25 protein-coding genes are annotated in these 24987 nt (G+C 67.6%); 18 read left to right on the top strand and 7 right to left on the bottom strand.

Annotated features, from left to right (window positions below):
* Positions 1-12 precede the first annotated feature (12 nt).
* From AB6806_RS05600 to rimO, 4 genes are all read left to right on the top strand, one after another.
* On the top strand, positions 13-1059 hold the full coding sequence (locus tag AB6806_RS05600; RefSeq protein ID WP_038367506.1) for a sulfate/molybdate ABC transporter ATP-binding protein: 1047 nt from the start codon (positions 13-15) through the stop codon (positions 1057-1059).
* A 127-nt stretch (positions 1060-1186) separates the two neighbouring features.
* Complete coding sequence (locus tag AB6806_RS05595; RefSeq protein ID WP_112762160.1) at positions 1187-1624, top strand: OsmC family protein; 438 nt, start codon at positions 1187-1189, stop codon at positions 1622-1624.
* A complete protein-coding gene (locus AB6806_RS05590; RefSeq protein ID WP_370954247.1) occupies positions 1621-2487 on the top strand; it encodes a sulfurtransferase in 867 nt (288 codons plus the stop codon). Before AB6806_RS05595 ends, AB6806_RS05590 begins: the two co-directional genes overlap by 4 nt.
* Before the next feature lie 103 nt (positions 2488-2590).
* The gene (gene rimO, locus AB6806_RS05585; protein WP_370954246.1) at positions 2591-3910 is read left to right on the top strand and encodes a 30S ribosomal protein S12 methylthiotransferase RimO; all 1320 of its coding nucleotides are present in this window, start codon (positions 2591-2593) and stop codon (positions 3908-3910) included.
* Between the two features lie 178 nt (positions 3911-4088).
* Here rimO and AB6806_RS05580 read toward each other — a convergent pair whose 3' ends face one another.
* Positions 4089-4415 carry a hypothetical protein gene (locus AB6806_RS05580; RefSeq protein ID WP_370954245.1) on the bottom strand — a complete coding sequence of 109 codons (327 nt, stop codon included), beginning with the start codon at positions 4413-4415 and terminating at the stop codon, positions 4089-4091.
* Between the two features lie 219 nt (positions 4416-4634).
* The gene (locus AB6806_RS05575; protein ID WP_112762157.1) at positions 4635-5609 is read right to left on the bottom strand and encodes a quinone oxidoreductase family protein; all 975 of its coding nucleotides are present in this window, start codon (positions 5607-5609) and stop codon (positions 4635-4637) included.
* A 135-nt stretch (positions 5610-5744) separates the two neighbouring features.
* On the opposite strand from AB6806_RS05575, the gene AB6806_RS05570 reads away from it, so the two are divergent.
* Complete coding sequence (locus AB6806_RS05570; RefSeq protein WP_370954244.1) at positions 5745-6920, top strand: UbiH/UbiF family hydroxylase; 1176 nt, start codon at positions 5745-5747, stop codon at positions 6918-6920.
* Between the two features lie 137 nt (positions 6921-7057).
* Here the strand turns inward: AB6806_RS05570 and AB6806_RS05565 are convergent, their stop codons facing one another.
* From AB6806_RS05565 to AB6806_RS05555, 3 genes are all read right to left on the bottom strand, one after another.
* On the bottom strand, positions 7058-8179 hold the full coding sequence (locus tag AB6806_RS05565; RefSeq protein WP_370954243.1) for a CaiB/BaiF CoA transferase family protein: 1122 nt from the start codon (positions 8177-8179) through the stop codon (positions 7058-7060).
* 11 nt (positions 8180-8190) lie between these two features.
* A complete protein-coding gene (locus AB6806_RS05560) occupies positions 8191-9162 on the bottom strand; it encodes an AEC family transporter (protein ID WP_370954242.1) in 972 nt (323 codons plus the stop codon).
* A 173-nt stretch (positions 9163-9335) separates the two neighbouring features.
* Positions 9336-10451, bottom strand: coding sequence for an acyltransferase family protein (locus AB6806_RS05555; protein WP_370954241.1), 1116 nt, complete (start codon positions 10449-10451; stop codon positions 9336-9338).
* Between the two features lie 265 nt (positions 10452-10716).
* Between AB6806_RS05555 and AB6806_RS05550 the strand changes: the two genes are divergently transcribed.
* Both AB6806_RS05550 and hspQ read left to right on the top strand, forming a co-directional pair.
* Positions 10717-11766 carry an HpcH/HpaI aldolase/citrate lyase family protein gene (locus AB6806_RS05550; protein WP_370954240.1) on the top strand — a complete coding sequence of 350 codons (1050 nt, stop codon included), beginning with the start codon at positions 10717-10719 and terminating at the stop codon, positions 11764-11766.
* A 113-nt stretch (positions 11767-11879) separates the two neighbouring features.
* Positions 11880-12209, top strand: coding sequence for a heat shock protein HspQ (gene hspQ / locus AB6806_RS05545; protein WP_038367525.1), 330 nt, complete (start codon positions 11880-11882; stop codon positions 12207-12209).
* Between the two features lie 105 nt (positions 12210-12314).
* Here the strand turns inward: hspQ and AB6806_RS05540 are convergent, their stop codons facing one another.
* Entirely contained in the window at positions 12315-13109 is a 795-nt protein-coding gene (locus AB6806_RS05540; RefSeq protein ID WP_038367528.1) for an invasion associated locus B family protein, read from the bottom strand.
* Between the two features lie 265 nt (positions 13110-13374).
* Between AB6806_RS05540 and AB6806_RS05535 the strand changes: the two genes are divergently transcribed.
* From AB6806_RS05535 to AB6806_RS05525, 3 genes are all read left to right on the top strand, one after another.
* A complete protein-coding gene (locus AB6806_RS05535; protein WP_370954239.1) occupies positions 13375-15216 on the top strand; it encodes an extracellular solute-binding protein in 1842 nt (613 codons plus the stop codon).
* Between the two features lie 10 nt (positions 15217-15226).
* Positions 15227-16240: an AMP-binding protein gene (locus tag AB6806_RS05530; protein WP_038367529.1), complete on the top strand. Its 1014-nt coding sequence runs from the start codon at positions 15227-15229 to the stop codon at positions 16238-16240.
* 68 nt (positions 16241-16308) lie between these two features.
* Positions 16309-16599: a hypothetical protein gene (locus tag AB6806_RS05525; protein ID WP_142020866.1), complete on the top strand. Its 291-nt coding sequence runs from the start codon at positions 16309-16311 to the stop codon at positions 16597-16599.
* On the opposite strand, the gene AB6806_RS05520 is transcribed toward AB6806_RS05525, so the two are convergent.
* Positions 16580-17266, bottom strand: a complete 687-nt coding sequence (locus AB6806_RS05520) for a ceramidase domain-containing protein (RefSeq protein WP_142020865.1) — start codon at positions 17264-17266, stop codon at positions 16580-16582. The genes AB6806_RS05525 and AB6806_RS05520 overlap by 20 nt on opposite strands.
* 133 nt (positions 17267-17399) lie before the next feature.
* Between AB6806_RS05520 and AB6806_RS05515 the strand changes: the two genes are divergently transcribed.
* The 8 genes from AB6806_RS05515 (at position 17400) to AB6806_RS05480 (ending at position 24984) form a co-directional block, all read left to right on the top strand.
* Positions 17400-17717, top strand: a complete 318-nt coding sequence (locus AB6806_RS05515; RefSeq protein ID WP_142020864.1) for a YARHG domain-containing protein — start codon at positions 17400-17402, stop codon at positions 17715-17717.
* A 128-nt stretch (positions 17718-17845) separates the two neighbouring features.
* Positions 17846-19357 carry a helicase HerA domain-containing protein gene (locus AB6806_RS05510; protein WP_370954238.1) on the top strand — a complete coding sequence of 504 codons (1512 nt, stop codon included), beginning with the start codon at positions 17846-17848 and terminating at the stop codon, positions 19355-19357.
* Positions 19358-19596: 239 nt separating this feature from the next.
* The gene (locus AB6806_RS05505; protein ID WP_112762148.1) at positions 19597-20631 is read left to right on the top strand and encodes an aldo/keto reductase; all 1035 of its coding nucleotides are present in this window, start codon (positions 19597-19599) and stop codon (positions 20629-20631) included.
* A 189-nt stretch (positions 20632-20820) separates the two neighbouring features.
* Positions 20821-21438, top strand: a complete 618-nt coding sequence (locus tag AB6806_RS05500; protein ID WP_142020862.1) for an anthranilate synthase component II — start codon at positions 20821-20823, stop codon at positions 21436-21438.
* Between the two features lie 16 nt (positions 21439-21454).
* Positions 21455-22468, top strand: coding sequence for an anthranilate phosphoribosyltransferase (gene trpD / locus AB6806_RS05495; RefSeq protein WP_370954237.1), 1014 nt, complete (start codon positions 21455-21457; stop codon positions 22466-22468).
* Between the two features lie 11 nt (positions 22469-22479).
* Positions 22480-23292, top strand: a complete 813-nt coding sequence (gene trpC / locus AB6806_RS05490) for an indole-3-glycerol phosphate synthase TrpC (protein ID WP_370954236.1) — start codon at positions 22480-22482, stop codon at positions 23290-23292.
* The gene (moaC, locus tag AB6806_RS05485; protein WP_142020859.1) at positions 23289-23771 is read left to right on the top strand and encodes a cyclic pyranopterin monophosphate synthase MoaC; all 483 of its coding nucleotides are present in this window, start codon (positions 23289-23291) and stop codon (positions 23769-23771) included. Before trpC ends, moaC begins: the two co-directional genes overlap by 4 nt.
* Position 23772: 1 nt before the next feature.
* Complete coding sequence (locus AB6806_RS05480) at positions 23773-24984, top strand: molybdopterin molybdotransferase MoeA (protein ID WP_370954235.1); 1212 nt, start codon at positions 23773-23775, stop codon at positions 24982-24984.
* The last annotated feature ends 3 nt before the right edge of the window (positions 24985-24987 follow it).

Genomic DNA, 24987 nt, shown 5'->3' with positions numbered 1-24987 from the left:
AAGGACGCCCCCATGTCGGTCGCCGTCACCATCGAAGCCATCGAGAAGCGTTTCGAGAATTTCCCGGCGCTGCGCGGCGTCTCGCTCGACATCCAGCCGGGCGAGCTCGTCGCGCTGCTCGGCCCTTCCGGCTCGGGCAAGACCACGCTGCTGCGCCTGATCGCGGGGCTGGAAGAGGCCGACCGGGGCCGGGTCCTGTTCGGCGACATCGACACGCGGGCGCTGTCGCTGCGCGACCGGCGCATCGGCTTCGTCTTCCAGCAATATGCGCTGTTCAAGACGATGAACGTCGCCGACAACATCGCCTTCGGCTTGCGGTCCCGCCCGCGCGAGGAGCGCCCCATCGCGAGCGAAATCAGCAAGCGCGTCAAAGGTCTGCTCGAACTGGTTCAACTGCCGGGTCTGGAAAAGCGCTATCCGAGCCAGCTCTCCGGCGGCCAGCGCCAGCGCGTCGCGCTCGCCCGCGCGCTCGCCATCGAACCGCGCGTGCTGCTGCTCGACGAGCCTTTCGGTGCGCTCGACGCCAAGGTCCGCAAGGATTTGCGCGCCTGGCTGCGCGAATTGCACGGGCGCGTCGGCCACACCACCGTGTTCGTCACCCATGACCAGGAAGAGGCGCTGGAGCTTGCAGACCGCGTCGCCATCCTCAACGCCGGCAAGATCGAGCAGGTCGGCTCGGCCGACGACGTCTACGACCATCCGGCGACGCCCTTCGTCTGCGAATTCCTGGGCGAGGTGAACAAGTTGCCGGTCAAGGTCGTCGGCAGCCAGGCCTTCTTCGGCGACCGGCCGGTGCTGGGCGGATTGTCGCAGAACCAGGGCGGCCCGGCCTCCCTCTATGTCCGGCCGCAGCATCTGCGCATCGTTGACGAGACGCCGCTCGCCCTGCCCGGCACGGTCGAGCATCTGCGCCGCAACGGGCCGCTGCGCCGGGCTGAGGTCGCTGTCGAGGGGCTGAAGAAGCGGCTCGACGTCGATCTCGCCAGCCAGGTCGCTCCCGCGATCGGCGAGCGGGTGCGGCTGCGCATCACGCATGGCAACCTGTTCGCCGCCGCCTGATCCCGCTCTCGGGGCATCCGGTGGTGCCGAAAACCGGTTTCCACTTTTCGGCCCGATGCCCTAGCCTCCGCCCCCGAATCCCGCCGCGACAAGGGCGGCCGGTCCTCGATCCGGACAGGAGATCGCGATGAAAGCACGCGCGAAATGGGTGGAAGGCATGGCCTTCATGGGCGAGGCCGGCAGCGGCCACGCGGTGATGATGGACGGCGCGCCGGATTATGGCGGCCGCAATATCGGCATCCGGCCGATGGAGATGCTGCTGATCGGGCTCGCCGGCTGCACCGGCTTCGATGTCGTCAGCATCCTCAAGAAGGGGCGCGAGGCGGTGACCGGCTGCGAAGTCGAGGTCGAGGCCGAACGCGCGGCCAGCGACCCCAAGGTCTTCACCAGGATCCATCTGCGCTACCGCATCACCGGCAAGGGCCTCGCTTATGCCAAGGCCGAGCGGGCCGTCACATTGTCGAAGGAAAAATACTGTTCGGCTTCGATCATGCTCGGGGCGACCGCCGAGATGAGCTACGAGCTCGATGTGATCGACGAACTGCAGAAGGATGAAGCTGCATGAGCCAGCCCGGATTCGCAGGATTGATCACGCCCGACGCCCTCGCCGCGCGTCTCGGCGACAAGAACCTCGTCATTCTCGACGTGCGCACCGCGGCGGATGGCGGCAAGGAAGCCTTCGAGGCCGGGCATATCCCCGGTGCCGTTCATTCCGACTATGCCGCCGATGGCTGGCGCGCCAAGGTCGGCAACGCGCCCGGCATGCTGCCTGCCGCCGATCACCTTGCCGCGCTGGTCGGCCGCCTCGGCATCAAGCCGCATGACGATGTCGTCATCGTCTCGGCCGGCACGGCGCCGACCGATTTCGCGGCGGCGGCGCGCGTCTACTGGACGCTGAAATTCATCGGCCACGGCCAACAGGCGATCCTGGATGGCGGATTCAGGGGTTGGACGAGCGATCCGAAGCGGCCGGTCGAGAGCGGCCCGTCGCAGCCGAAGAGCACCGAGCCCTATCCGGTCGTCGCCCAGCAGCAATTGCGCAGCACGACGGATGCGACCCTCATCGCCTCCCGCAGCAAGCAGGCGAGCCTCGTCGATGCGCGTGGGCCGAGCTATTTCGAAGGCCGCGAGAAGGCGGCCGAGGCGACGCGCGGCGGCCATATCCCCGGCGCGATCGCGCGCGACTATGCGGGGGCCTTTGAGCCCAGCTCCGGCAAGCTCAAGCCGCGCTCCGAGCTGGAAAAGATCTTTGCCGTGGTGCCGCAGGGGCCGGCGATCTCCTATTGCAACACCGGCCATTCGGCGGCGGCGAACTGGTTCGTGCTCTCCGAACTGCTCGGTCGCGACGAGATCGCGCTCTATGACGGCTCGATGACCGACTGGACGCAGGATCCCGAGCGGCCGGTCGCGACGGGCGCGGCGGCCTGAGCCGCTTTCGATTGCAAATCAGGCTGAAAAGGTTCAAAGGAAGCGCCGATCGCGTGTCACGCGCGCGGCGCTTCCTGACATTCTGGACATAAGCCATCAGCCGATGAACGCCGTCGCGCCGAAAATCTCCTTCGTTTCCTTGGGTTGTCCGAAAGCCCTCGTCGATTCCGAGCGGATCATCACCTCGCTGCGTTCCGAGGGCTATGAGCTCTCGAAGAGCCATGCCGGGGCCGACCTCGTCATCGTCAATACCTGCGGCTTTCTCGACAGCGCCAAGGCGGAGTCGCTCGAGGCGATCGGCTCGGCCATGGCCGAAAACGGCAAGGTCATCGTCACCGGCTGCATGGGCGCCGAGCCCGAGCAGATCCGCGACGCCTTCCCGAACGTGCTCGCGATCACCGGCCCGCAGGCCTATGAGAGCGTGGTCTCGGCGGTGCACCAGGCGGTGCCGCCGAAGCACGACCCGTTCGTCGATCTCGTGCCGGACCAGGGCGTGAAGCTGACGCCGCGGCACTATGCATACTTAAAGATTTCAGAGGGCTGCAACAATCGCTGCACCTTCTGCATCATCCCGAAGCTGCGCGGCGACCTCGTCTCGCGGCCGATCGGCGACGTGCTGCGCGAGGCCGAAAAGCTGGCCAAGGCCGGTGTCAAGGAATTGCTGGTGATCTCGCAGGACACCAGCGCCTACGGCCTCGACATCAAATACGCGCCGTCGATGTTCAAGGATCGCGAGATCCGCACCCGCTTCTTCGAGCTCGCCCGCGAGCTCGGCCAGATGGGGATGTGGGTGCGGTTGCACTATGTCTATCCCTATCCGCATGTCGACGAGGTCATCCCGCTGATGCAGGAGGGGCTGGTGCTGCCCTATCTCGACATTCCGTTCCAGCACGCTTCGCCGAACGTCCTGAAGGCGATGAAGCGCCCGGCCCATCAGGACCGCACGCTCGACCGCATCCGGAAATGGCGCGAGATCTGCCCGGACCTCGCCATCCGCTCGACCTTCATCGTCGGCTTCCCCGGCGAGACCGAGGAGGATGTGCAGTTCCTGCTCGACTGGCTGAAGGAAGCGAAGCTGGAGCGCGTCGGCTGCTTCAAATACGAGCCGGTCAAGGGCGCGCCCGCCAACGACCTCGGCCTCGCCCTCGTCCCCGAGGAGGAGAAAGAGGCGCGCTGGCACCGCTTCATGAAGGCGCAGGCCGAGATTTCCACCCGCATCGTCAAGGCCAGGGTCGGCAAGCGCATTCAAGTCATCATCGACGAGGCCGGGCCGACCGTCGCCAAGGGCCGCTCGAAATGGGACGCCCCCGAGATCGACGGCAATGTCTATGTCGCAAGCCGGCGCCCCTTGCGCCCGGGCGACATCGTCACCGTGAAGATCGAGCGCGCCGACGCCTACGACCTGCACGGCGTCACGGTCTGAGCCGCGCCTTTAGAGCTTGCTGATTTTAGGCGGAAACACAGAGGCATCCCGGGCCTGACCCGGGATCCATGCCAGAGCGTTTCCGACGAAGGTTCGGGCATGGATCCCGGCTCTCCGCTTTGCTCCGGCCGGATGACCCGCGTTTCCTCGGAATGCGCTCCAGCGCGTCCGACTTCCCTCAGTTGAAGGTGCAGAGCCGACGGATGGTGCGGCCGTTGCGGTCGCGCGCCGTGCCGAGGCTGCTGCAGGCATCGGCGACGGGAGCCGCCTCGCCCTGCTCGCTCCGCTTCGGCGGCTCGCTGCAGATGCCGGCGGCACAACCCGTTTCGGCGTAACGCAGGCGCGCTGCGCCGGGAACGCGGAGGCGGCCCTGCTCGGCGCCGTTCAGGATGGCGGCCGGAACGGTGGCCTGCCCGCCTTGGCCCCGGAGCTGCTGCGCCAGCGCAACGCCGGAAAGGCTCAAAATACCCAGAAGAAAAACAGTTGCCTGAAACCTGGTCGACATGACCGTCGTCCCGAAAAGATCGTCAGCATTGCGCTGGCATCCATTCGTCGCGGCGTCGTGCCGGCGGGTTCACGACGCCAACAAAAATGCGCCCGGCAAGACCGGGCGCAGGATGTGACCGTCGTCTGACGTCATGCTCGGGCTCGACCCGAGCATCTCGAAAACCAGCTTCCTCTGGTCATGAGATTCTCGGGTCAAGCCCGAGAATGACGAGCAGGATCAGGGGAGAAGCACCGTCGAGCCGGTCGTGCCGCGCGATTCGAGCGCGCGATGGGCATCCGCCGCGTCCTTCAATGGGAAGGTGGCGTTGACCGGTACCGTGACCTTGCCGGAGAGCACCGCGTCGAACAGGTTCTTCGCCATCGCCACCATGGTTTCGCGCTTCGCGGTGTGGGTGTTCAGCGTCGGGCGGGTGACATAGAGCGAGCCCTTGGCCGAGAGGATGCCGAGATTGAAGGCGTCGACCGGGCCGGAGGCGTTGCCGAAGGAGACCATCAGGCCGAAGGGCTTCAGCGTGTCGAGCGACTTCATGAAGGTGTCCTTGCCGACGCCGTCATAGACCACGTCGCAAAGCGCGCCGCCGGTGATCTCCTTCACCCGCGCCGCGAAATCCTCCTCGCGATAGTTGATGACGTGGTCGGCCTTGTGCGCCTTCGCCAGCTCCGCCTTTGCCTGCGAGCCGACAGTGCCGATCACGGTCGCGCCCAGAGCCTTGCCCCATTGGCAGAGGATCAGGCCGGTCGCCCCGGCCGCCGCATGGACCAGGATGGTGTCGCCCGGCTTCACCTTGTAGGTCCGGTGCAGCAGGTACTCGGCGGTCAGCCCCTTCAGAAGCATGCTGGCGGCGGCCTCGTAGGAGATGCCCTCCGGCAGCGCAACGACCGAGGCCGCCGGCACGATGCGCTCCTCGGCATAGGCGCCGTGCGCCGCGACGACCGCGACGCGATCCCCGACCTTGAACTCGGTGACGTTCGGCCCGACCGCCAGCACGTCGCCGGCGCTCTCATTGCCCAGGGTGAAAGGCAGTTGCGGCGCAGGATAGAGCCCCGAGCGGAAATAGGTGTCGATGAAATTGAGGCCGATGGCGCGGTTGCGGATGAGAATCTCGCCCGGCCCGGGCTGCGGCAGCGTGACGTCCTCGAATGCCAGAACGTCCGGGCCGCCGGTTTTATGCACGCGAATGGCTTTGACCATGGAAGACATCTCCCTCGAATGAATGCACCGACCATAGTTCATCGCGCGGGAAAGCAGCATCCTCGGCAAATGCAGACGCACCTTGCGACTTTGCGGCCCGTGGCCAAAACGCCGTGCATCGGATAGCGAGGGATCATGAGCATGCATGCCGGGGCCTCGGTCGATATCGCCATCGTGGGAGCGGGCCCGGTCGGGCTCGCCGCGGCGCTCGCATTGGCGAGCGAGGGCCGCAGCGTCGCGCTGCTCGGCCCGCTGGCGACGCCCCGCGACGGGCGCACCGTCGCGCTGCTCGACAGTTCGTGGCGGCTGCTCGCCGAACTCGGCCTGCAGGATGCGCTGCTGAAGAAGGCGGCGCCGCTTGCCGTGATGCGGCTGGTCGACGACAGCGGCAGTCTGTTCCGGCAGCCACCGGTCGAGTTCCGCGCTTCGGAGATCGGGCTCGAGGCCTTCGGCTGGAATATCGAGAACGCCGATCTGACCCAGGTGCTGACCGAGACCGCCGGGCAACGCGCCGGCTTGCGGCTGCTGCCGGGCCTTGTCCGCTCGATCGAGCCCGCCGCCGATTCCGTGCGGCTTTCCGGAGACGGCTTTGCGCCGCTCAGCGCGCGTCTGGTCGTCGGCGCGGATGGGCGCAACTCGCAGGTCCGCGCCGTCGCGGGGATTGCAAGCCGCGACTGGCGCTATCCGCAGGTGGCGCTGACCGGCATTTTCACGCATGCCCGCGACCATCGCGAGATCTCGACCGAATTCCATACGCGCCAGGGGCCGTGCACGCTCGTTCCCCTGCCCGGCCGGCGCTCCTCGCTGGTCTGGCTGCTCGAGCCCGAGGCGGCGGAGGCTGTCGCGGCGCTCGACGATGCCGCCTTCGCCCGGCGGGTCGAGACACAGGTGCAGTCGCTGCTCGGCGCGATGAGCGTCGCGGGGCCGCGCGGACGCATCCCGATGAGTGGGCTCTCGGTGGATCGCTTCGCAGCCGGCCGCATGGCGCTGATCGGCGAGGCCGCGCATGTCTTCCCGCCGATCGGGGCGCAGGGGCTCAATCTCGGCCTGCGCGACGTCGCGGCACTGCGCGATGCGGTCGCAGAGCGTGACGATCCGGGCGCGGAAGGGGCGATGACCGTCTATGACGCGGCGCGGCGCACCGATGTCCGGTTGCGGACGGGCGCCGTCGATGCGCTCAACCGAACCCTCCTGAGCGATCTGCTGCCGGCCGATCTGATGCGTGGCGCGGGCCTGCTGGCGCTGTCGCGGATCGGGCCGTTGCGCCGCTTCGTCATGCGGCAAGGGTTGGCGGGCGGCGCGGCGCGGTAAGATCCAGGCGTCATCCCGGATCTCCGCTTCGCTCCGTCCGGGATGACGCAGCGCTTCCGTGACAACGCAACAGACTCCAGCCTGAACTTCTCGGGTCTGCGCCTCGCTGCGCCCGAGAATGACGGTCCAGAGTTCCGTCACTGTTCTCCCAGCACGATCCTGGTATCGGCGCCGCTTGCCGCGACGCGCCGCGTCTCGGCGGCCTTGTCCCGAAACACCGGTGCCAGCGGCAAAGGCGTCGAGACGAGCCGTCGGCCGCCGGGCTCCTGTGCCTGGGCGTCGAGCAGGCCGCGCGCCGTGACATGCGGGTCGGCGACCGCCTCCTCCAGCGTGCGGACCACGGTGCAGCAGCAGTCGAGCGGCTCCAGATGGGTGCGCCAATGCGCGGCGCTCTCGCCGGCGACGATCGTGGCGATGGCGGCGCGCGTCGCTTGCGGGTTGCGGCGGTCGTCGCGCAGGGTCTCGTCGAGGCCGATGCCCTCGCAGAAGCCCCGCCAGAATTTCGGCTCCAGCGCCCCGACGGCAAGAAACCAGCCATCGGCCGTGGCGTAGAGCCCATAGCGTGGGCTTTGTCCGGTCAGCAGCGCCTCGCCGCCATCCGGGAAGGAGCCGGTCGCCTGGCCCTGCGCCAGCCCGTACCAGGCGAAGGTCGGCATGGCGTCGGCCATGGCGATGTCGAGATGGCAGCCCTGCCCGCTGCGCTCGCGCTGGCGCAGCGCCAGCAGGATGTTGAGCACGGCCGGCATGGTGCCGCCGGCGATGTCGGCGACCAGCGGCGGCGGCAGCGGCGGGGCGGCGCCACGCTGCAGCGACTGGCCGAGCAGGCCGCCGACCGCCTGGTAGTTGATGTCGTGGCCCGCCTCCTGCGCGCGCGGCCCGTCCTGGCCGTAGCCGCTGATCGAACAGTAGATCAGGCGCGGATTGAGCGCGGCCAGCGCTTCGTAGCCGAAGCCGAGGCGCTCCATCACGCCCGGCCGGAACTGCTCGATCAGGATGTCGGCCTGCGCGACCAGCGGCTTCAGCCGCTCCAGCGCATCGGGCGCCTTCAAATCGAGCTCGACGCTCTGCTTGCCGCGATTGAGCACGGCGAAGGGAGCGGACGTCTCGCCGAAGCGCGGCGGAAAGCCGCGCATGTCCTCGCCGCCCGGCCGCTCGATCTTGATCACCCGCGCCCCGGCTTCGGAGAGAAACAGGCTCGCCAGCGGGCCGGGCAGCAGGGTCGAGAAATCGAGAACCAGCAGGTCGTCCAGCGGCAGCATGGGCGGCTTTCTCAGTGGAAGAGGTCGGCCGCTATCCTGCCCGTCTTCACCAGCCACAGGAAGCCCGGCAGCGTGATCATCGAGACGATGGTGCCGACGAGGATGCAGGCCGAGGCGCGCTCGACGCCGACCCTGTACTGCGTCGAGATGACGAAGATGTTCAGCGCCGGCGGCAGCGCCGCCATGATGAGCGCGACATAGATCCAGTTCGCCGGAATGCCGCCGACGGCCGAGAGCAGCAGCCAGACCAGCAGCGGATGCAGCAGGAGCTTGATGACGACGAGACCCGGCACCTCGCCCGGCATCGACTTCATCGGCCTCAGCGCCACCGTGACGCCAAGCAGGAAGAGCGCGCAGGGCGCGGCCGCCTGCGAGAGCCAGAGCGTCATCCGGTCGATCGCAGTGGGGAGCTCGAACTTGAGATAGCTCGCCAGCACGCCGGCCAGTGTCGCGACATTGAAGGGATGGGTCAGCACCCGCCAAACCACCTCGCGCAGCGTGGCGGCGAAGCTGCGTTTCTCGACGCCCGCGAAAGCCATCAGGAGCGGCACGAGCGAAAACAGCAGGACGCTGTCGAAGACGAAGATCAGCACGACCGGGGCGCTGGCCTCCGGCCCGAGCGCAGCCAGGATCAGGGGCGGCCCCATATAGCCGATGTTGGAATAGGCGCCGGCGACGCCCTGCATCACGGCCTGGGGCATGTTGCCATGCGTATGCTTGAGCCCGAGCGCGAAGGAGAGACAGAAGGCGCAGAAGGTCGCCGTGGTGGTGCAGGCGATGAACTTCCAATTGGCGAGCTCGTTCAGCGGCTTGTCGGCGATCAGCCGATAGAACAAGGGCGGCAGCGCGACATAGATCAGGAAGAACTGCAGCCAGGCGAGCCCCTCCTCCGGCAATTGCTTCCAGCGGCCGATGACGAAGCCGAGCAGGATCAGCCCGAAGAAGGGCGCGACCAGATTGAAGATGCTGAGAAGGTCGGCCATCGCGAAACGTTCGGATCCTTATGGGTGCCGACCGAACCGGCCGGGTGATCCGTCGATGGCTGGATCAGGTGGCCAAAAAGCTTCCGGGCCAGCGCGTGCACAGGCCCCGAAGTGGATGGCAGCGCCTCGAAACAATCCGAAGGATCGACCCGGAGCCTAAAACCCGGGCGCGATCAGTTGGCAATCCCTGCCCGCGGCTGCGCCCCATTCGCTGGAAGCAAGGCGCCGGCCGCGGCCAGCCCGGTCAGGGTGGACTTCGTCCAGCTCTGAGCCGGGCGCTCCACAAAACGCCAGATCAGGCAGGACAAAACCAGCAGCACCAGCGTCACCGCCGCAACAAGGGCCGCCGGCGAAAGCGCATCGCCCAGCCGGTTGAACGCGACATAGCCGATGTGCTGATGCAGCAGGTAGAACGGATAGGTCAGCCCGCCAATGGCCAGCATCACCCCCGACGGCAGCGGCAGGCGTGGAAACCTGATCGCAGCCGCCACGATCGCGACGATCGCCACGCAGGAAGCGGCGACGGCGAAGTCGTCATAGGCAGCGTGGTAGTTCGCCCTGTACCACTGCGTCAGTTCGAGAGCTTGATAGATGGCCACGGCCGTGGTGAGCGTGAGAAGGGCGAGGTTGCGCCGCGTATGTCCGTCCCGGAAGGCGGCATAGAGCAGGAGCCCAGCGCAGAAGAACGCGCTCTGATCGGTCAGGAGGAGATAGCGCAGGATTTTGCTGGACAGGAAGGCGCGATCGAGAACGGAAACCAGAAGCCAGACGAGAACGATGAGCGGATAGCGATCGCGCCGAAAAGCTCCCAGCGCCATCAGCAGGAGAACCCAGCCGTAGAAGATCACTTCGTAGAAGATCGACCAGTAGGAGCCATCCATGGCCTGATAACCGAGCAGCTCGGGCTTGATGACCAGATTCGCTGCCCATTGCGCAGCGCTGGCATGCAGGAACGGCGCGCCCCAGGCGAGCACCACCAGAAAGGTGAGCGTCATGCAGAGCAGGAAAGTGGGATAGATCCGGGCGAAGCGGGCAATGGCGAACTGAAGCGGCGTCCGCCCCTCGGCGGAATAGGCGATCACGAAGCCACTGATCACGAAGAAAAGCGGCACGCCAAGATAGCCGTATTTCAGCACGCTCTCGCCGACCGGCAGCGACATCTGCGTAAAGCCGATCGCCAGACCGCAGAACCCGAAATGGAACAATGCGACCGACAACGCCGCGAGAAGGCGCAGGCCGTCGAGCGTTTCGAGGCGAAGACCGGGCTGGAGGTGGTTCGGCTGACTCATGGCTCACGTCACGTTTCGGCACAGGTTCCGGGCGATGCGGCTCACGCAGCAAGCCGCGCGCCAAACCGTTGGGAGCCTTCATGGTTTCGCCAGACCACCCCAGATCAAGGATATTAATCCTAGGCATATTTACCTAATTCGCCAATTGAGCTTATTTTCCTAAGGCATAGTCCCTTCGGGACCCCCCTTCCCGCTCGACAAAGGCATGATGGACGGCCTCGCCAAGGCATGCTCACATTCGCTGCATCGCAGCATGGAGCCCCCGATGACGAGCAAGACGCCACGCCAGTTCTTCCGGCCGCTTGCCATCGGCGCTCCCGAGCCCTATCGGGAGCTCCCGCTCAAGCTCGAAAGAATGATCCATTTCGTGCCGCCCCACCTGGAAAAGGTGCGCGCCAAGGTCGGCGAGCTCGCCGGGCAGGTCGATATCGTGCTCGGCAATCTCGAGGATGCGATCCCGGTCGAGGCCAAGCAGGCGGCGCGCGACGGCTTCATCGCCATGGGCAAGGCGGTCGATTTCGGCAAGACCGGGCTGTGGACCCGCGTCAATGCGCTGAACTCGCCCTGGTTCCTCGACGACATCATCGCGATCATGGCCGAGATCGGCGGCAAGCTGGACGTCGTGATGGTGCCGAAGGTCGAAGGGCCGTGGGACATCCACTATGTCGACCAGTTGCTCGCGCAGTTCGAGGCACGCCATGCGCTGCCCAAGCCGATCCTGATCCACGCCATCCTGGAGACGGCCGAGGGCGTGAAGAATGTCGAGGCGATCGCCACCGCCTCGCCGCGCATGCATGGCATGAGCCTCGGCCCCGCCGACCTCGCCGCCTCGCGCACGATGAAGACCACCCGCGTCGGCGGCGGGCACCCCGAATACAAGGTGATCGCCGACCCCTCCCCCGATGGCGGGCCGCGCGCCGTCGCCCAGCAGGATCTCTGGCACTACACCCTGGCCAAGATGGTCGATGCCTGCGCAGCGGCGGGCATCAAGCCCTTCTACGGTCCCTTCGGCGATTTCGCCGATGCGGCCGCCTGCGAGGCGCAGTTCCGCAACGCCTTCCTGCTCGGCTGCGCCGGCGCCTGGACGCTGCACCCCTCTCAGATCGAGATCGCCAAGCGGGTGTTCAGCCCGGACCCGACCGAGGTGATCTTCGCCAAGCGCATCCTCGAAGCCATGCCGGACGGTTCGGGAGCGGTCATGATCGACGGCAAGATGCAGGACGACGCGACCTGGAAGCAGGCGAAAGTGATCGTCGATCTGGCGCGGCAGGTTGCCGCAAGGGATCCGGCATTAGCAGAACGTTACGGATTGTGATGGGACTGCGTCCGGCGCTCGATTGATTTTGACGCATTTACGACGCATTGCTCTCGCAAGGGCGGCGACGACCCCGGCCGGCAAAGGATCGGCGGGGATAGCGTAGGTTTGTCATGGAAGCGCGTTCGGCCAAATTCTGCATCGGGCAAGTGGTCAAACACCGCATCTATCCGTTTCGCGGGGTCATCTTCGACGTCGACCCGGTCTTCTCCAACACCGATGAGTGGTGGGAGGCGATTCCGGAGAACATGCGCCCGTCGAAGGACCAGCCCTTCTACCATCTCTTCGCGGAGAACGAGGAGACGGAATACGTCGCCTATGTCTCCGAGCAGAATCTCGTCGTCGACGATTCCGGCGAGCCGGTCCGCCATCCGCGGGCGCGCGAGTTCTTCCGCCGCGACCGCAAGGGGCGCTACCGGATCGACCGCACCGGATTGAACTGAGGGCGACGCCCCAGCGCCCAAGCCCCTGCGCGCTGACGTTTTTGCTCAAAAGAAAAAGGCCGACCCTTTCGGGCCGGCCTTTTCGATTCTCGACCTGTTGCCCGATCAGGGCTTCGGCGGCGTCGCCGGGGCAGTGCCGGGAGCAGGCGCGGCACCGGGAGCTGCGCCCGGGGCGGCGTTGGCGCCGCCGGCGCCGAGCCGCTGGCGCAGCTCTTCCTGGCGCTTCGCCACCTCGTCCTGAAGCTTCTTCTGCTGCTCCTCGAGCACCTTCGGGTCGATCGGCGCGCCGTCGAAGCCCTTGGCGAAATCGGCGAGCGGGATCTGGAAGGTCACCTCGCGGGCGCCCTGGTTCTGGACGCTGACGTTGAGGTTGGTGCCCTTCTTCATCGAATTGATGAAGTCGTCCTTGATCTGCGCCTCGGCGAAGCAGCCGTTCGGAAAGCAGATCGCATAGCGGCCGCCGACCGGCTGGGCGCTGTCGACACCGAAGCGGATGCCCGGCTGGAGCAGGAGGCCGAGCGGCATCAGGAAGCGCACGATCTTGTTCGGATCGCCCTTCACGTCATAGATCGCGACGGCCAGCACCGGCTGGTCCTGATCCGAGACGAAGTCGCGGGTCGTGTAGCAGATTTCCTTGTTGGCGGCCTGGTCCTTGCCGCAGACCTTGGTCCAGCTGGTCTGCTCCGGATTGGACTTGACCTGCACGACGGTGGGGCCGGCAGGCGCGGCAGCGCCGGGCTGCTGGGCGGGAGCGGCCGGCTGCTGGGCCGGGGCCGCCGGACGCGCGGGCGCCGGCCGCTGGGCCGGGGCCTGAGCGAAGGCCGCGATGGGCGAAAAGCCCACGGCCGCGCTGAGCACGAGCGCCAGGGCAGACGATGACAAGCGAAACGGAGCGGGCATTCCTTGCTTTTCCTCACAGGCGAATTCGGGATCACGACTTCGCAAGCCGCGTGCGTCACCGCCGGCGGCCCAATCGCATGGTTGCGCCGGCCACCGCAAGCCGTGCACATCAAGGGCGATTGAGGCGTTTGAATGACACCCGCCCTCGCCTTTAGCGAGTTCGCCCGCCCAATTCCAGCCCGAATAACTGCCTGACGAGCCCATCCCCATGCTATTCTTCGGCAGGGAATCAGGTCGTGCGATGGATTTGCCTCGATTAATCGTGATGCCGTCGCGTCGCGAATTCAGTTTGCTGCTTGCCTTGGGCTCCTTCGCCACCGCGTCGGGCAGGCCCGCTCGCGCCGATTCGGTTCCCGCAGGCCGAGCCATCGCCAGCCATGCGATCGCGATGCATGGCACGCCGGCCCTGCCGCCCGGCTTCGGCCACCTGCCCTATGCCGATCCGAAAGCCCCGAAGGGCGGGCGCATCGTTCTGGGCATCCAGGGCACCTTCGACAGCCTCAACCCGCTGATCGTGCTCGGCGTCGCGCCCGACGCGGTCCCGAAATACGTCCAGCAGAGCCTGCTCTACCGCTCGGCCGACGAGCCCTTCACCGCCTATGGCCTTCTCGCCTCGCAGGTCGAGCTCGATCCCGACAGGACGATGCTCGCCTTCGAGATCGATCCGCGCGCGACCTTTTCCGACGGCAAGCCGGTCACGGCCGAGGACGTGCTCTTCACCTTCGAGATGCTGAAGACGAAGGGGAAACCGTATCACCGCGCCAGCCTGTCCGGCGTCACCGGTGCGTCGGCGCCTTCGCCCCGCCGCGTCGTCTTCACGCTCGGCGACGGCGCCAATCGCGAATTGCCGCTGATGATCGGCGCCATGCCGGTCTTCGCGAAACACGCCACCGATGCCGAGACCTTCGGCGACACCAGCTTCAAGCCGGCGCTCGGCTCGGGGCCCTATGTCGTCAGCGAGGTCAGGCCCGGCGAATCGCTGACGCTGAAGCGGCGCAAGGATTTCTGGGCCGAAGAACTGCCCGTGATGCGCGGCCTCTTCAACGCGGACGAGATCCGCTACGATTTCTATCGCGATTCCAACGCGCTGTTCGAGGCGTTCAAGGCGGGGCTCTACGATCTCCGGCTCGAAGGCGACCCGACCCGCTGGATGACCGGCTACGACATCCCGGCCGTCCATGACGGGCGCATCCGCCGCGAGACCCTGCATTTCGATACGCCCAAGGGCATGACCGGCCTGGTCTTCAACACGCGCCGGCCGATCTTCGCCGATATCCGGGTGCGCGAGGCGCTCGGGCTGCTGTTCGACTTCGAATGGGTCAACCGCAACCTGTTCCACGGCGCCTATCGCCGGGCGGGCAGCTTCTTCTCCGATTCGGACTTGTCGGCGCTGGGCGTGCCGGCCGATGCGCGCGAGACCGCGCTGCTCGCGGCCTTCCCCGGCGCCGTGCGCGAGGACATCCTGACCGGCACCTGGCGGCCCTCCGAGACGGACGGTTCCGGCCGTGACCGAGAGCAGGCGCGCCGGGCGCTCGACCTGCTCAAGGATGCCGGCTTCACGCTGCAGGACGGCGCCCTGCGCAACGGCAAGGGCGAGCCCTTCAGCTTCGAGATCATGGTGACGAGCCGGCCGCAGGAGCGGCTGGCGCTGAACTTCGCGCAGTCGCTCGGCCGGCTCGGCATCGCCGCGCAGGTGCGGCTGATCGACGACGTGCAGTATTGGCGGCGACTGTCCGCCTTCGATTTCGACATGATCCAGTGGACCTGGCCCGCTTCGGCCTCCCCCGGCAACGAGCAGATCGGCCGCTGGGGCTCCGCCAATGCCGCGCGCCGGGGCTCGCTCAACTATGCCGGGGTCAAGTCGCCGGCCATCGATGCCGCGCTGCAAGGCCTGCTGAAGGCACGCGAGCGGGAGGATTTCGTCGCGGCGGCGCGCACGCTCGACCGGCTGCTGATCTCGGGCTTCTACGTGGTGCCGCTCTATTACCTCCCGGACACATGGCTCGCCCTTGCACGCGACGTCGTGCTGAGCGGCCGGCAGCCGGCCTATTTCCTGTCCACCGAAACGCTGGCGCGGCTTCCGGCCGCTCCGCCCGCGGCGAACTGAAGGACCGTCGATGCGGGCTGAACAGGACGAAGCCACCGCCCTGCTCGACGGGCTCGACCTCGACGCGTTGCTTTCGGCGCTGACCCGCGGGCGCGGCTACGAGGCGGCCCTGCGCGATCCGCCCGGCCGGCGCGGCTGGAGCGACGTCAACCCGGCCTCGATCAACTTCCTGCAGCTCGACCAGCGCATCGACCGGCTGGCGAGGCTGCTCTCGATCAACAAGGGGCAGCCCGGCGCGAGTGTCGCGATCCTGGCTCCGCTCGGCCCCGAGGCGATCGTTTCCATTCTGGCCTGCCTGCGCGCCGGTCTTTCGCCCCTGATGCTGCCGCTCCACGGCAACGAGCTCGAATTGCTCCGGCTGATCGAGGCATCGGACGCGGTGATGGCGCTCGGCGTCAGCCGGGTCGGTCCGCTGCGCCCCCTGCTGACGCTGCGGAATCTGGCGATGCGCGCCTTCAGCACCCGCTTCGTCGGCGGCTTCGGCCCCGATATCCCCGACGGCGTCGCACCGCTCGACATGCTGATGGCGAATGCCTCGCTGCATCCGCTGCCGACCATCACCGAGCGGCCGTCGCTCCAGGTCGTGGATGCGGCGACGATGGCCGGGCCGCTCGTCGTGCCCGAGCGCGACGTGCTCGGCAAGGCGCTGGAGCTGTCGCGGCTCTTGAAGCCGGTCACCTCCTCGCGCATCGTCACCACCCTGGTCGGGGGCGACCTCGCGGCGCTGGCCAGCGGGCCGGGCATGGCGATGCTGACGGGGGTCGAGCTTTTACCGCTCGGCCTGTTCAGCCTCGGCGACCTGCAGGCCTGCATCGAGGGCGGCCGCCATGTCCATCTCGTCCTGCCCGGCGAGATGGAGCCGGCGCTGGCGCATTCGCGGCTGGCGAGCCACCATGCGCTGGCCAGCGTCGTCTTCGTGCAACGGACCGGCCAAAGCGCCTATCCGGCGCTCGACAGGCCCGATCTCGCCATCGTCGACATCGATGCCCGCTCGGCGGCGGACATCACGGTTGCGAGACGTTAGAATCAGAGGCGGAACAGCGCCCGTATCTACGCGTTGATCAGGCCGGGCGCGCCAATGGAGAGTTCGCCATGCTCATCGTCAGCCTCGTTTCGCTTTCGCTCTCCTCCGGCCTGATGGTTCCCGTCGCCGATGGGCCGCCGAAGTTCAACATCGAGGCGACCTGTCGCGATGTCGGCAAGTCGAGCAACAGCGTCGGCGGCACGGTCAGCGCCTGCCGCACGGATGAGGAAAAAGCCCGCAACGACCTCACCGCGAAATGGTCGCAATACCCCGTCGCCAAGCGCAACACCTGCGTCGAGGGGGCGAAGCTCGGCGGGCCGCCGAGCTATGTCCAGGTGATCACCTGCTTGGAGATGTAGGCCCGGCCTCCGCGCCCCTGACTGCTTCACGGCCCGGAAGCGCCGCGCGCAGCAGACAATAGAGCACCAGCACGTTCATGAGGTGCCAAAGCCAATGCGTGCCGATCGGCAGCGCCCCGCAGAGCGCGCCATCCGTGCTGCGCAATGTCAGTGAGACGGCGAAGGCGAGGCCGGCCAACGAGACGAGCCGCCGCACCCGGCCCAGTTCCGGCCGGCGCGGCAATGCGGCGGCGATGCCGAACAGCCCGAGCAGGAAGGCGGCATAGCCGGCGGAGCCGGCCATGATCGGCGGCAGCACGGCACGCCCGGCCCAGGACAGGGCCAGCGCAACGCCGAAGAAGGCGAGCGTTCCGGCCGCGGTCGCGGCCGGGGAAGCGCCGAGGAAGCGGCGCAGGGCAAAAGCGAAATAGCCGAAGGCGAAGAGCTGGATCGGCACGACATCGGCCGCCAGCGTCCAGCCATCGGGCATGGTGTGGAACAGGAAGGAGCCGATGCCGATGGTCAGGACGAGCAGGATCAGCGCGAGCGTAGCGGCCTCGCCCCTGCCATGGCGCCGCCAGAGCCACAGAGCGCCGATACCGGCGATGAGAAACGCCGCATTCGTCACGGCGTTGAGCGGCTCGGCCCAGAAGCCATCGTCCAGCCTCTCGCAATAGCCGAATCGCATCCGCAGGGTTCCCGGTTCGAGCCTGTGCCAGCGGAGCCTGTCGCCGTGACACGGTCATGTCGCGGTTTCCCGCTTGTTTCGGGCGCCGGGCTTCTTCACAACGTCGCGAGAACCGGCTGAGGAGGATATCGCCATGCGCCGCTGCATTTCTTCGGGCCTGCCGCTCCGCGGCGCACTGGCCGGATCGGCCGTGGTTGGATCGGTCTTGGCGATCCTGCTGGCCGCCGGCCCGGCCCAGGCCCAGTCGGAACGCTGCGCCGATCTGTGGACTTCGCGCAACGAGATCTACAAGGCGCGAGGCTACTGCTTCCGAACCCAGCGCGCGATCGACGCCTTCGGCAATGCCGGCTGCCAGTACGATGCCATCGAGGACGTGCCGCTCTCCGCCAATGACCGGCGCGCGGTCGCCGACATCGTCCGGCAGGAACGGGAGCTGCGCTGCCCGCGCTGAGCTGACCTCACCCCACCGGCGATTGCCTGTGGAATGCAGCCCTGCCCTGCGCCCGGCGGGGACGAGGCCATGCTAGAAGCGCCGGCCGCGCTTCTGCGCACCATCATTCAAGGCGATTCACGACCGGCATGACGACGGCAATCGAGATGGGAACGACACGGACCGGCGAGCCCGGTCTCATCGATCTCGCCGAATTGCTGGCGACGCGCCTGCTCGTCCAGGGCAATTCCGGTTCGGGCAAGTCGCATCTGCTGCGACGCCTGCTGGAGCAGAGCGCGCCGCTCGTCCAGCAGGCCATCATCGATCCGGAGGGAGACTTCGTCTCGCTCGCCGACCAGTTCGGCCATGTCGTGGTCGATGCCGAATGCGGCGAGGCGGAATTGCAGCGCGTCGCGCTGCGTGTGCGCCAGCACCGCGTCTCGGTGGTGCTGAACCTCGAGAACCTCGAAGCCGACGAGCAGTTGCGCGCCACCGCCGCCTTCCTCGGCGGGCTCTTCGATGTCGACCGCTCGCTCTGGTTCCCGATGCTGATCGTGGTCGACGAAGCCCAGCTCTTCGCACCGGTGATGGCGGGCGAGGCCTCCGACGAGGCGCGCCGGCTCTCACTGGGCGCCATGACCAACCTGATGTGCCGGGGCCGCAAGCGCGGTCTTGCGGGCGTCATCGCGACCCAGCGCCTCGCCAAGCTCGCCAAGAACGTCGCGGCGGAAGCCTCGAACTTCCTGATGGGCCGCACCTTCCTCGACATCGACATGCAGCGCGCCGCCGACCTGCTCGGCATGGACCGGCGCCAGGCCGAGATGTTCCGCGACCTGGAGCGCGGCCAGTTCGTCGCGCTCGGCCCCGCTTTGTCGAAGCGCCCGCTGCCGATCCGGATCGGCGCGGTGAGTTCCGTCGACCGTGGCAGCGCGCCGGGGCTGATGCCCCTGCCCGAGCAGGCGCCGGAGGATGCCGGCAAGCTGATCTTCACGCCCGGCGAGGACGAGCCGCCGCCGATGGCCCGGCCGGTCCGCCCGGCTCCACGCCCGCGCCCGAATCCGAGCGAGGTGCTGCGCCAGATCGAGACCTATCGCCCTGCCCCGCTGCCGGAGCCCGAGCCGGAGATCGAGCTCGAGCCGGCGGAGCGCGAGGCGATCATGGCCGAGATCCTGCGCGAGTTGATGGCCGACCCCGAGGCGCGCTCGCGCCAGGTCGCGGTGCTGTATCAGGACTTCACCGTGCGCTGCCGGAGGCGGCGGCTCGGCCGGACCCATCTCAGCCTCGAGGAATTTCGCCGCAAGCTCGCCGTGGCGCGCGCCGGCGTGAACGACAGCATCGCAGCGAGCGAGGGCTGGCAAGCGGCGGTGGAAGCTTCCGGCACCTTGCCGGAGGACCTGCAGGGGCTGTTCCTGTTCATCGCACGCACGGCGATCGAAGGCGGAACCTGCCCGAGCGACGCGGAGCTGGCGCGGGTCTATGGCAGCCATTCGCCGAGCCGGGCGCGGCGGCTGCTCGGCTATATCGAGGAACGCGGCCTGATCGTCTGCCATGTCGATTTCCGCGGCCAGCGCACGCTGGCCCTGCCGACGCTCGGCGTCGAAACCGCGCCGGGACTGGCGCAGCCGCGCACCGCCGGCATGCCGCGCAGCGCGCGCGGCTGAACCACCTTTTCTACAAAACCTCCAGGTCATCCCGGGCTTGACCCGGGATCCATCGTAAGGCGTCCAGCTCGACGATGGATCCCGGATCTCCGCTTCGCTGCGTCCGGGATGACCCGCGCTCCGATGTCCGCCGCGTGGTGCGGGATCGATGACTTCAACTCACGAATGATGTTCCCCCGGACGGGCTAATCGCGCCGGCACGGCGCCTCCATGTTTGCGCCTCACAGGAGATTCTGACCATGGACTATCGGCGTTTGGGCCATTCGGGACTGAAGGTTCCCGCCCTCAGCTTCGGTGCGGGCACCTTCGGCGGACAGGGGCCGCTCTTCAGCGCCTGGGGCAATACCGATGCCCAGGAAGCGCGCCGCCTCGTCGATATCTGCCTCGAAGCCGGGCTCAACCTGTTCGACACCGCGGATGTCTACTCGAACGGTGCCTCCGAAGAGGTGCTCGGCGAGGCCATCAAGGGCCGGCGCGACAAGGTGCTGATCTCGACCAAGACCACGCTGCCGATGGGTGACGGCCCGAACGATTCCGGCTCCTCGCGCAGCCGGCTGATCAAGGCGACCGAGGATGCGCTGCGCCGCCTCGGCACCGATTACATCGACCTGCTGCAATTGCATGCCTTCGATGCCGGCACGCCGGTCGAGGAGGTCCTCTCGACGCTCGACGAACTCGTCCGGGCCGGCAAGCTGCGCTATGTCGGCGTCTCCAATTTCTCCGGCTGGCACGTGATGAAATCGCTCGCTGCGGCCGAGCGTCATGGCTGGCCGCGCTATGTCGCGCATCAGGTCTACTACTCGCTCGTCGGGCGCGACTATGAATGGGAATTGATGCCGCTCGGCCTCGACCAGGGCGTCGGCGCCCTGGTCTGGAGCCCGCTCGGCTGGGGCCGACTCACCGGCAAGATCCGCCGCGGCCAGCCCCTGCCCGCTTCGAGCCGCCTGCATGAGACCGCCGCATTCGGGCCGCAAGTCGAGGACGAGCAACTCTATGCCATCGTCGACGTGCTCGACGCGATCGCGCAGGAAACCGGCAAGAGCGTGCCGCAGATCGCGCTCAACTGGCTGCTGCAACGGCCGACCGTGTCCTCGGTCATCATCGGCGCCCGCAACGAGCAGCAATTGCGCGACAATCTCGGCGCCGTGGGCTGGAACCTGACGCCGGAGCAGGTCGCGAGGCTGGACGCCGTCAGCGAGCGCCCTGCGCCCTATCCCTATTCCCCCTATCGTCGACAGGAAGGTTTCGCGCGCCTCAACCCGCCTGCGGTCTGAGCTGACTTCAAAAAGCCGAGCCCTCATCCTGATGAGCGCCGCGAGACGCCATTCCCAAGGGAATGGCTCCTCAGGATGAGGGCTCGGAAGCTTGCCCGCCGACTTGGAACCTCGTCCGCGCCCCGCGCAAAACTTGACCACCCCGCCCCCGAACGTGCATGACCTCAAGCCGCATTCACAGGTCCGGCCATGCGCGTTCTGTTGATCGACAACTACGACAGCTTCACCTGGAACCTGGTCCACCTGATCGGTGGGCTGGGCGCCGAGGTCGATGTCTGGCGTAACGACGCGCTCACGGTCGAAGAGGCGCTCAATGGCGAGCACGACGCGATCGTGCTCTCGCCTGGCCCCTGCACGCCCAACGAAGCCGGCATCTGCCTCGATCTCGTGCGCGAGGGCGCCGGCGTGAAGCCGATCTTCGGCGTCTGCCTGGGCCTGCAGGCGATGGGACAGGCTTTCGGCGGCGATGTCGTGCGGGCAGCCCTACCCATGCACGGCAAGGTCTCAGCGATCAAGCACCGGTCGCGCGGCCTGTTCCGTGGCATCAACGGCCCGCTGCAGGCGACGCGCTATCACTCGCTGGTCGTCGACCGGGCAACCTGCCCCGCGGTCTTCGACATCGAGGCGGAGACCGATGACGGGCTGATCATGGCGCTGTCGCATCGCGAATTGCCGATCCACGGCGTCCAGTTCCATCCGGAGAGCATCGCCTCCGAGCATGGCGCCACGATCCTGCGGAACTTCCTCGATCTCGCCCAGCGATGGCGCAGCGAGCACGAAGCTGCCGCCCTGTCCCCATCCGCCTGATTTCCGCAGAGTTTCCATGGACGATTTCAAACCCTTCATCGCCAAGGTCGCCACCGGTGCGAGCCTCTCGCGAGAGGAGGCGCGCGACGCCTTCGACACGATTCTTTCAGGCGAAGTGACGAACGCGCAATCCGCCGCCTTCCTGATGGCGCTGCGCGTGCGCGGCGAGACGATCGACGAGATCGCCGGCGCCGTCGGCGCCATGCGCGGCAAGATGATGCCGGTGAAGGCCCCGGCCGATGCCATCGACATCGTCGGCACCGGCGGCGATTCGTCGGGCTCCTACAATGTCTCGACGCTGGCCTCGATCATCACCGCCGCTTGCGGCGTGCCTGTCGCCAAGCACGGCAACCGCGCGGCGTCGTCACGTTCGGGCGCGGCGGACGTGCTGACCGCGCTCGGCGTCAAGGTCGGGCTCGACCCGGCCGGCACGGAACGCTGCATCCGCGAGGCCGGCGTCGGCTTCATGTTCGCGCCGACGCATCACGCCTCGATGCGCCATGTCGCGCCGGTGCGCACCGAGCTCGGCACGCGCACGATCTTCAACCTGCTCGGCCCGCTCTCCAACCCGGCCGGCGTCAAGCGCCAGCTCGTCGGGGCCTTCTCCGAGACCTGGCTGGAACCGATGGTCAAGGTGCTGGCCACGCTCGGCTCGACCCGCGTCTGGGCCGTGCACGGCTCGGATGGGCTCGACGAGATCACCACCACCGGTCCGACCCGCGTCGTTTCGCTGGAGAACGGCAAGATCGAGAGCTTCTCTATCAGCCCGGCCGATATCGGTCTCGCCCTCGCCAAGCCCGAAGATCTGCGCGGCGGCACGCCCGAGCAGAACGCCGCAGCCCTCAATGCCGTGCTTGGCGGCGAGAAGACCGCCTTCCGCGACATCGCGGCCTTCAATGCGGCGGCGGGACTGCTCATCGCCGGCAAGGCGGGGGATCTGAAGGACGGCTTCGCCCAGGCCACGGCCGCGCTCGATTCCGGCAAGGCCAAGGCGACGCTCGCGAAGCTCATCGCCGTCTCGAACGGCTGAGGAGGCTGGCCATGACCGACATCCTCGCGAAGATCGAAGCCTATAAGCGCCAGGAGATCGCCGCCGCCAAGGCTGCGATCCCACAAGCGGAGATCGAGCGCCGCGCGCGCGGCGCCGGCAAGCCGCGTGGCTTTGCCGACGCTCTCGCCGCCAAGGTTGCAGCCGGGACGCCGGCGCTCATCGCCGAGATCAAGAAGGCGAGCCCGTCCAAGGGGCTGATCCGCGCCGATTTCGATCCGCCGGCGCTGGCACGCGCCTATGCGGCGGGCGGCGCGGCCTGCATCTCGGTGCTGACCGACGCGCCCTCCTTCCAGGGCCAGCCGGAATTCCTGACGCAAGCGCGCGAGGCCTGCGGCCTGCCGGGGCTGCGCAAGGATTTTCTCTACGACCCCTATCAGGTCTTCGAGGCCCGCGCCTGGGGCGCCGATTGCATCCTGATCATCATGGCCGGCGTCGACGACGCCACCGCCCGGGTGCTCAACGACACGGCGCGCGAGCTCGGCATGGATGCCCTCGTCGAGATCCATGACGATGCCGAGCTCGACCGGGCGCTCAAGCTCGAAAGCCGGCTGCTCGGCATCAACAACCGCGACCTGCGCAGCTTCAACGTCGATCTCGCCGTGACCGAGCGGCTGGCGCCGCGCGTGCCGTCCGACCGCATCGTCATCAGCGAGAGCGGCATCTTCACCCACGCCGACATCCGGCGTCTCGGCAAGGTCGGCGTCGAAACCTTCCTCGTCGGCGAAAGCCTGATGCGGCAGGCCGATGTCGCGGCCGCGACTGCGCTGCTGCTCACCGGCAAGGCGCGCGAGAACGCGGCGTGAGCCGGCTCAGCCATCTCGACGCGCAAGGCGCCGCGCATATGGTCGATGTCGGCGACAAGGCCGAGACCGGGCGCATCGCCATCGCCGAAGGCTGCGTCGTGATGGCGCCTGAAACCATCGCGATCGTGCGCGACGGCAACGCCAAGAAAGGCGATGTGCTCGGCACAGCCCGGCTCGCCGGCATCATGGCGGCCAAGCGCACCCATGAACTGATCCCGCTCTGCCACCCGCTGCTGCTGAGCAAGATCGCTGTCGATCTCGAACTGGACGAGGCCCTGCCCGGCGTGCGCGTCCGCGCCGAGGTCAAGATGAAGGGCCAGACCGGCGTCGAGATGGAGGCGCTGACCGCCGTCTCCGTCGCCTGCCTGACCGTCTACGACATGGTCAAGGCCGTCGACCGGGCGATGCGGATCGAAGGCATCCGCCTGCTGCACAAATCCGGCGGACAATCCGGCGATTACGACGCCAAGGCGCTCTGACATGGCTCTCACCCCGGTTCCCGTCGCGCTCAAGGCCCTGCTCGACAGCGTTCCGGGGCCGACGGGCAGCGAGATGCAGCCCCTGGCGCGCTGCGCCTGGCGCGTGCTCGCGGCCGATGTGAAGGCGCTGCGCACCCAGCCGCCTTTCGCCAACTCCGCCATGGACGGCTATGCCGTCCGCGCCGCCGACATGGAAGCCGGCAAGCAACTCCGCGTCATCGGCGAATCCGCGGCGGGGCGGCGTTTCGATGGCGACGTCCGTCCGGGCGAGGCTGTGCGGATCTTCACCGGCGCGCCGATGCCGGAGGGCGCCGACAGCGTCCTCATGCAGGAGAATGCCGATGGCGTCGGCAGCGAAACCATCACGGTGCGCGTGCCGGCCCATAAGGGCCAGTTCGTCAGGGTGGCCGGGCTCGATTTCCGTGACGGCGACGTGCCGCTGACGGCCGGGCGCATGCTCGACAGCGCCGCGCTCGGGCTCGCCGCCGCGATGGGGCATCCGCAATTGCCGGTACGCTGCAAGCCGCGCGTCGCCATCCTCGCCACCGGCGACGAATTGGTGGCGCCGGGCGAGCCGACCGGGCCGGACCAGATCGTCGCCTCGAACTCCTTCTCGCTGATGGCGCTGGTGGAAAAGGCCGGCGGCGAGGCGCTCGACCTCGGTATCGCCCGCGACGATCACGACGACCTCGCGGCGCGGATCGCCGCCGCCCGTGCCGCGGAGGCCGACGTGCTGATCACCCTCGGCGGCGCCTCGGTCGGCGAGCACGACCTCGTGCAGGAGGCGCTGAAGCGGGCCGGCATGAGCCTCGGCTTCTGGAAGATCGCGATGCGACCGGGCAAGCCGATGATGACCGGCCGGCTTGGCCGCATGGTGGTGCTCGGGCTGCCCGGCAATCCGGTCTCGTCGATCGTCTGCGGCCATCTCTTCCTGCTGCCGCTGATCGAGGCGCTGCTGGGTATGGACGACCCCGATCGCGACCGCAGTATTCTGGCGATTCTCGGAAAAGATATGCCGGCTAATGATGAGCGCGAGGACTATCTTCGCTCCGATCTTGCCCTGACGCCGGCCGGTTGGGTGGCGACGCCCTTCGACAGGCAGGATTCCTCGATGCTGGGCACCCTGGCGCGCGCCAAGGCCCTGACGATCCGACCGGCGCATGCAGAGCCGGCTCACAAAGGCGATATCTGCCGCATTCTGCCGCTGCGGTAGCAG

Source organism: Allobosea sp. RCC_152_1, assembly GCF_041360765.1.
GTDB lineage: Bacteria > Pseudomonadota > Alphaproteobacteria > Rhizobiales > Beijerinckiaceae > Allobosea > Allobosea spartocytisi.
The sequence above is the reverse complement of the archived record's forward strand: the minus strand, read 5'-3'. Positions and strand labels throughout refer to the sequence as shown.

What these genes read in the sequence shown, in the direction of transcription:
- AB6806_RS05590 (WP_370954247.1), top strand. Translation starts at nt 1,621, where the DNA reads ATGAGCCAGCCCGGATTCGCAGGATTGATCACGCCCGACGCCCTCGCC.
- AB6806_RS05580 (WP_370954245.1), bottom strand. Translation starts at nt 4,415, where the DNA reads ATGTCGACCAGGTTTCAGGCAACTGTTTTTCTTCTGGGTATTTTGAGC.
- AB6806_RS05570 (WP_370954244.1), top strand. Translation starts at nt 5,745, where the DNA reads ATGAGCATGCATGCCGGGGCCTCGGTCGATATCGCCATCGTGGGAGCG.
- AB6806_RS05525 (WP_142020866.1), top strand. Translation starts at nt 16,309, where the DNA reads ATGCTCATCGTCAGCCTCGTTTCGCTTTCGCTCTCCTCCGGCCTGATG.
- AB6806_RS05560 (WP_370954242.1), bottom strand. Translation starts at nt 9,162, where the DNA reads ATGGCCGACCTTCTCAGCATCTTCAATCTGGTCGCGCCCTTCTTCGGG.
- AB6806_RS05520 (WP_142020865.1), bottom strand. Translation starts at nt 17,266, where the DNA reads ATGCGATTCGGCTATTGCGAGAGGCTGGACGATGGCTTCTGGGCCGAG.
- AB6806_RS05555 (WP_370954241.1), bottom strand. Translation starts at nt 10,451, where the DNA reads ATGAGTCAGCCGAACCACCTCCAGCCCGGTCTTCGCCTCGAAACGCTC.
- AB6806_RS05530 (WP_038367529.1), top strand. Translation starts at nt 15,227, where the DNA reads ATGCGGGCTGAACAGGACGAAGCCACCGCCCTGCTCGACGGGCTCGAC.
- AB6806_RS05510 (WP_370954238.1), top strand. Translation starts at nt 17,846, where the DNA reads ATGACGACGGCAATCGAGATGGGAACGACACGGACCGGCGAGCCCGGT.
- AB6806_RS05535 (WP_370954239.1), top strand. Translation starts at nt 13,375, where the DNA reads ATGCCGTCGCGTCGCGAATTCAGTTTGCTGCTTGCCTTGGGCTCCTTC.
- hspQ (WP_038367525.1), top strand. Translation starts at nt 11,880, where the DNA reads ATGGAAGCGCGTTCGGCCAAATTCTGCATCGGGCAAGTGGTCAAACAC.
- AB6806_RS05505 (WP_112762148.1), top strand. Translation starts at nt 19,597, where the DNA reads ATGGACTATCGGCGTTTGGGCCATTCGGGACTGAAGGTTCCCGCCCTC.
- AB6806_RS05575 (WP_112762157.1), bottom strand. Translation starts at nt 5,609, where the DNA reads ATGGTCAAAGCCATTCGCGTGCATAAAACCGGCGGCCCGGACGTTCTG.
- AB6806_RS05500 (WP_142020862.1), top strand. Translation starts at nt 20,821, where the DNA reads ATGCGCGTTCTGTTGATCGACAACTACGACAGCTTCACCTGGAACCTG.
- AB6806_RS05550 (WP_370954240.1), top strand. Translation starts at nt 10,717, where the DNA reads ATGACGAGCAAGACGCCACGCCAGTTCTTCCGGCCGCTTGCCATCGGC.
- AB6806_RS05595 (WP_112762160.1), top strand. Translation starts at nt 1,187, where the DNA reads ATGAAAGCACGCGCGAAATGGGTGGAAGGCATGGCCTTCATGGGCGAG.
- trpD (WP_370954237.1), top strand. Translation starts at nt 21,455, where the DNA reads ATGGACGATTTCAAACCCTTCATCGCCAAGGTCGCCACCGGTGCGAGC.
- rimO (WP_370954246.1), top strand. Translation starts at nt 2,591, where the DNA reads ATGAACGCCGTCGCGCCGAAAATCTCCTTCGTTTCCTTGGGTTGTCCG.
- AB6806_RS05480 (WP_370954235.1), top strand. Translation starts at nt 23,773, where the DNA reads ATGGCTCTCACCCCGGTTCCCGTCGCGCTCAAGGCCCTGCTCGACAGC.
- AB6806_RS05540 (WP_038367528.1), bottom strand. Translation starts at nt 13,109, where the DNA reads ATGCCCGCTCCGTTTCGCTTGTCATCGTCTGCCCTGGCGCTCGTGCTC.
- trpC (WP_370954236.1), top strand. Translation starts at nt 22,480, where the DNA reads ATGACCGACATCCTCGCGAAGATCGAAGCCTATAAGCGCCAGGAGATC.
- AB6806_RS05600 (WP_038367506.1), top strand. Translation starts at nt 13, where the DNA reads ATGTCGGTCGCCGTCACCATCGAAGCCATCGAGAAGCGTTTCGAGAAT.
- AB6806_RS05515 (WP_142020864.1), top strand. Translation starts at nt 17,400, where the DNA reads ATGCGCCGCTGCATTTCTTCGGGCCTGCCGCTCCGCGGCGCACTGGCC.
- AB6806_RS05565 (WP_370954243.1), bottom strand. Translation starts at nt 8,179, where the DNA reads ATGCTGCCGCTGGACGACCTGCTGGTTCTCGATTTCTCGACCCTGCTG.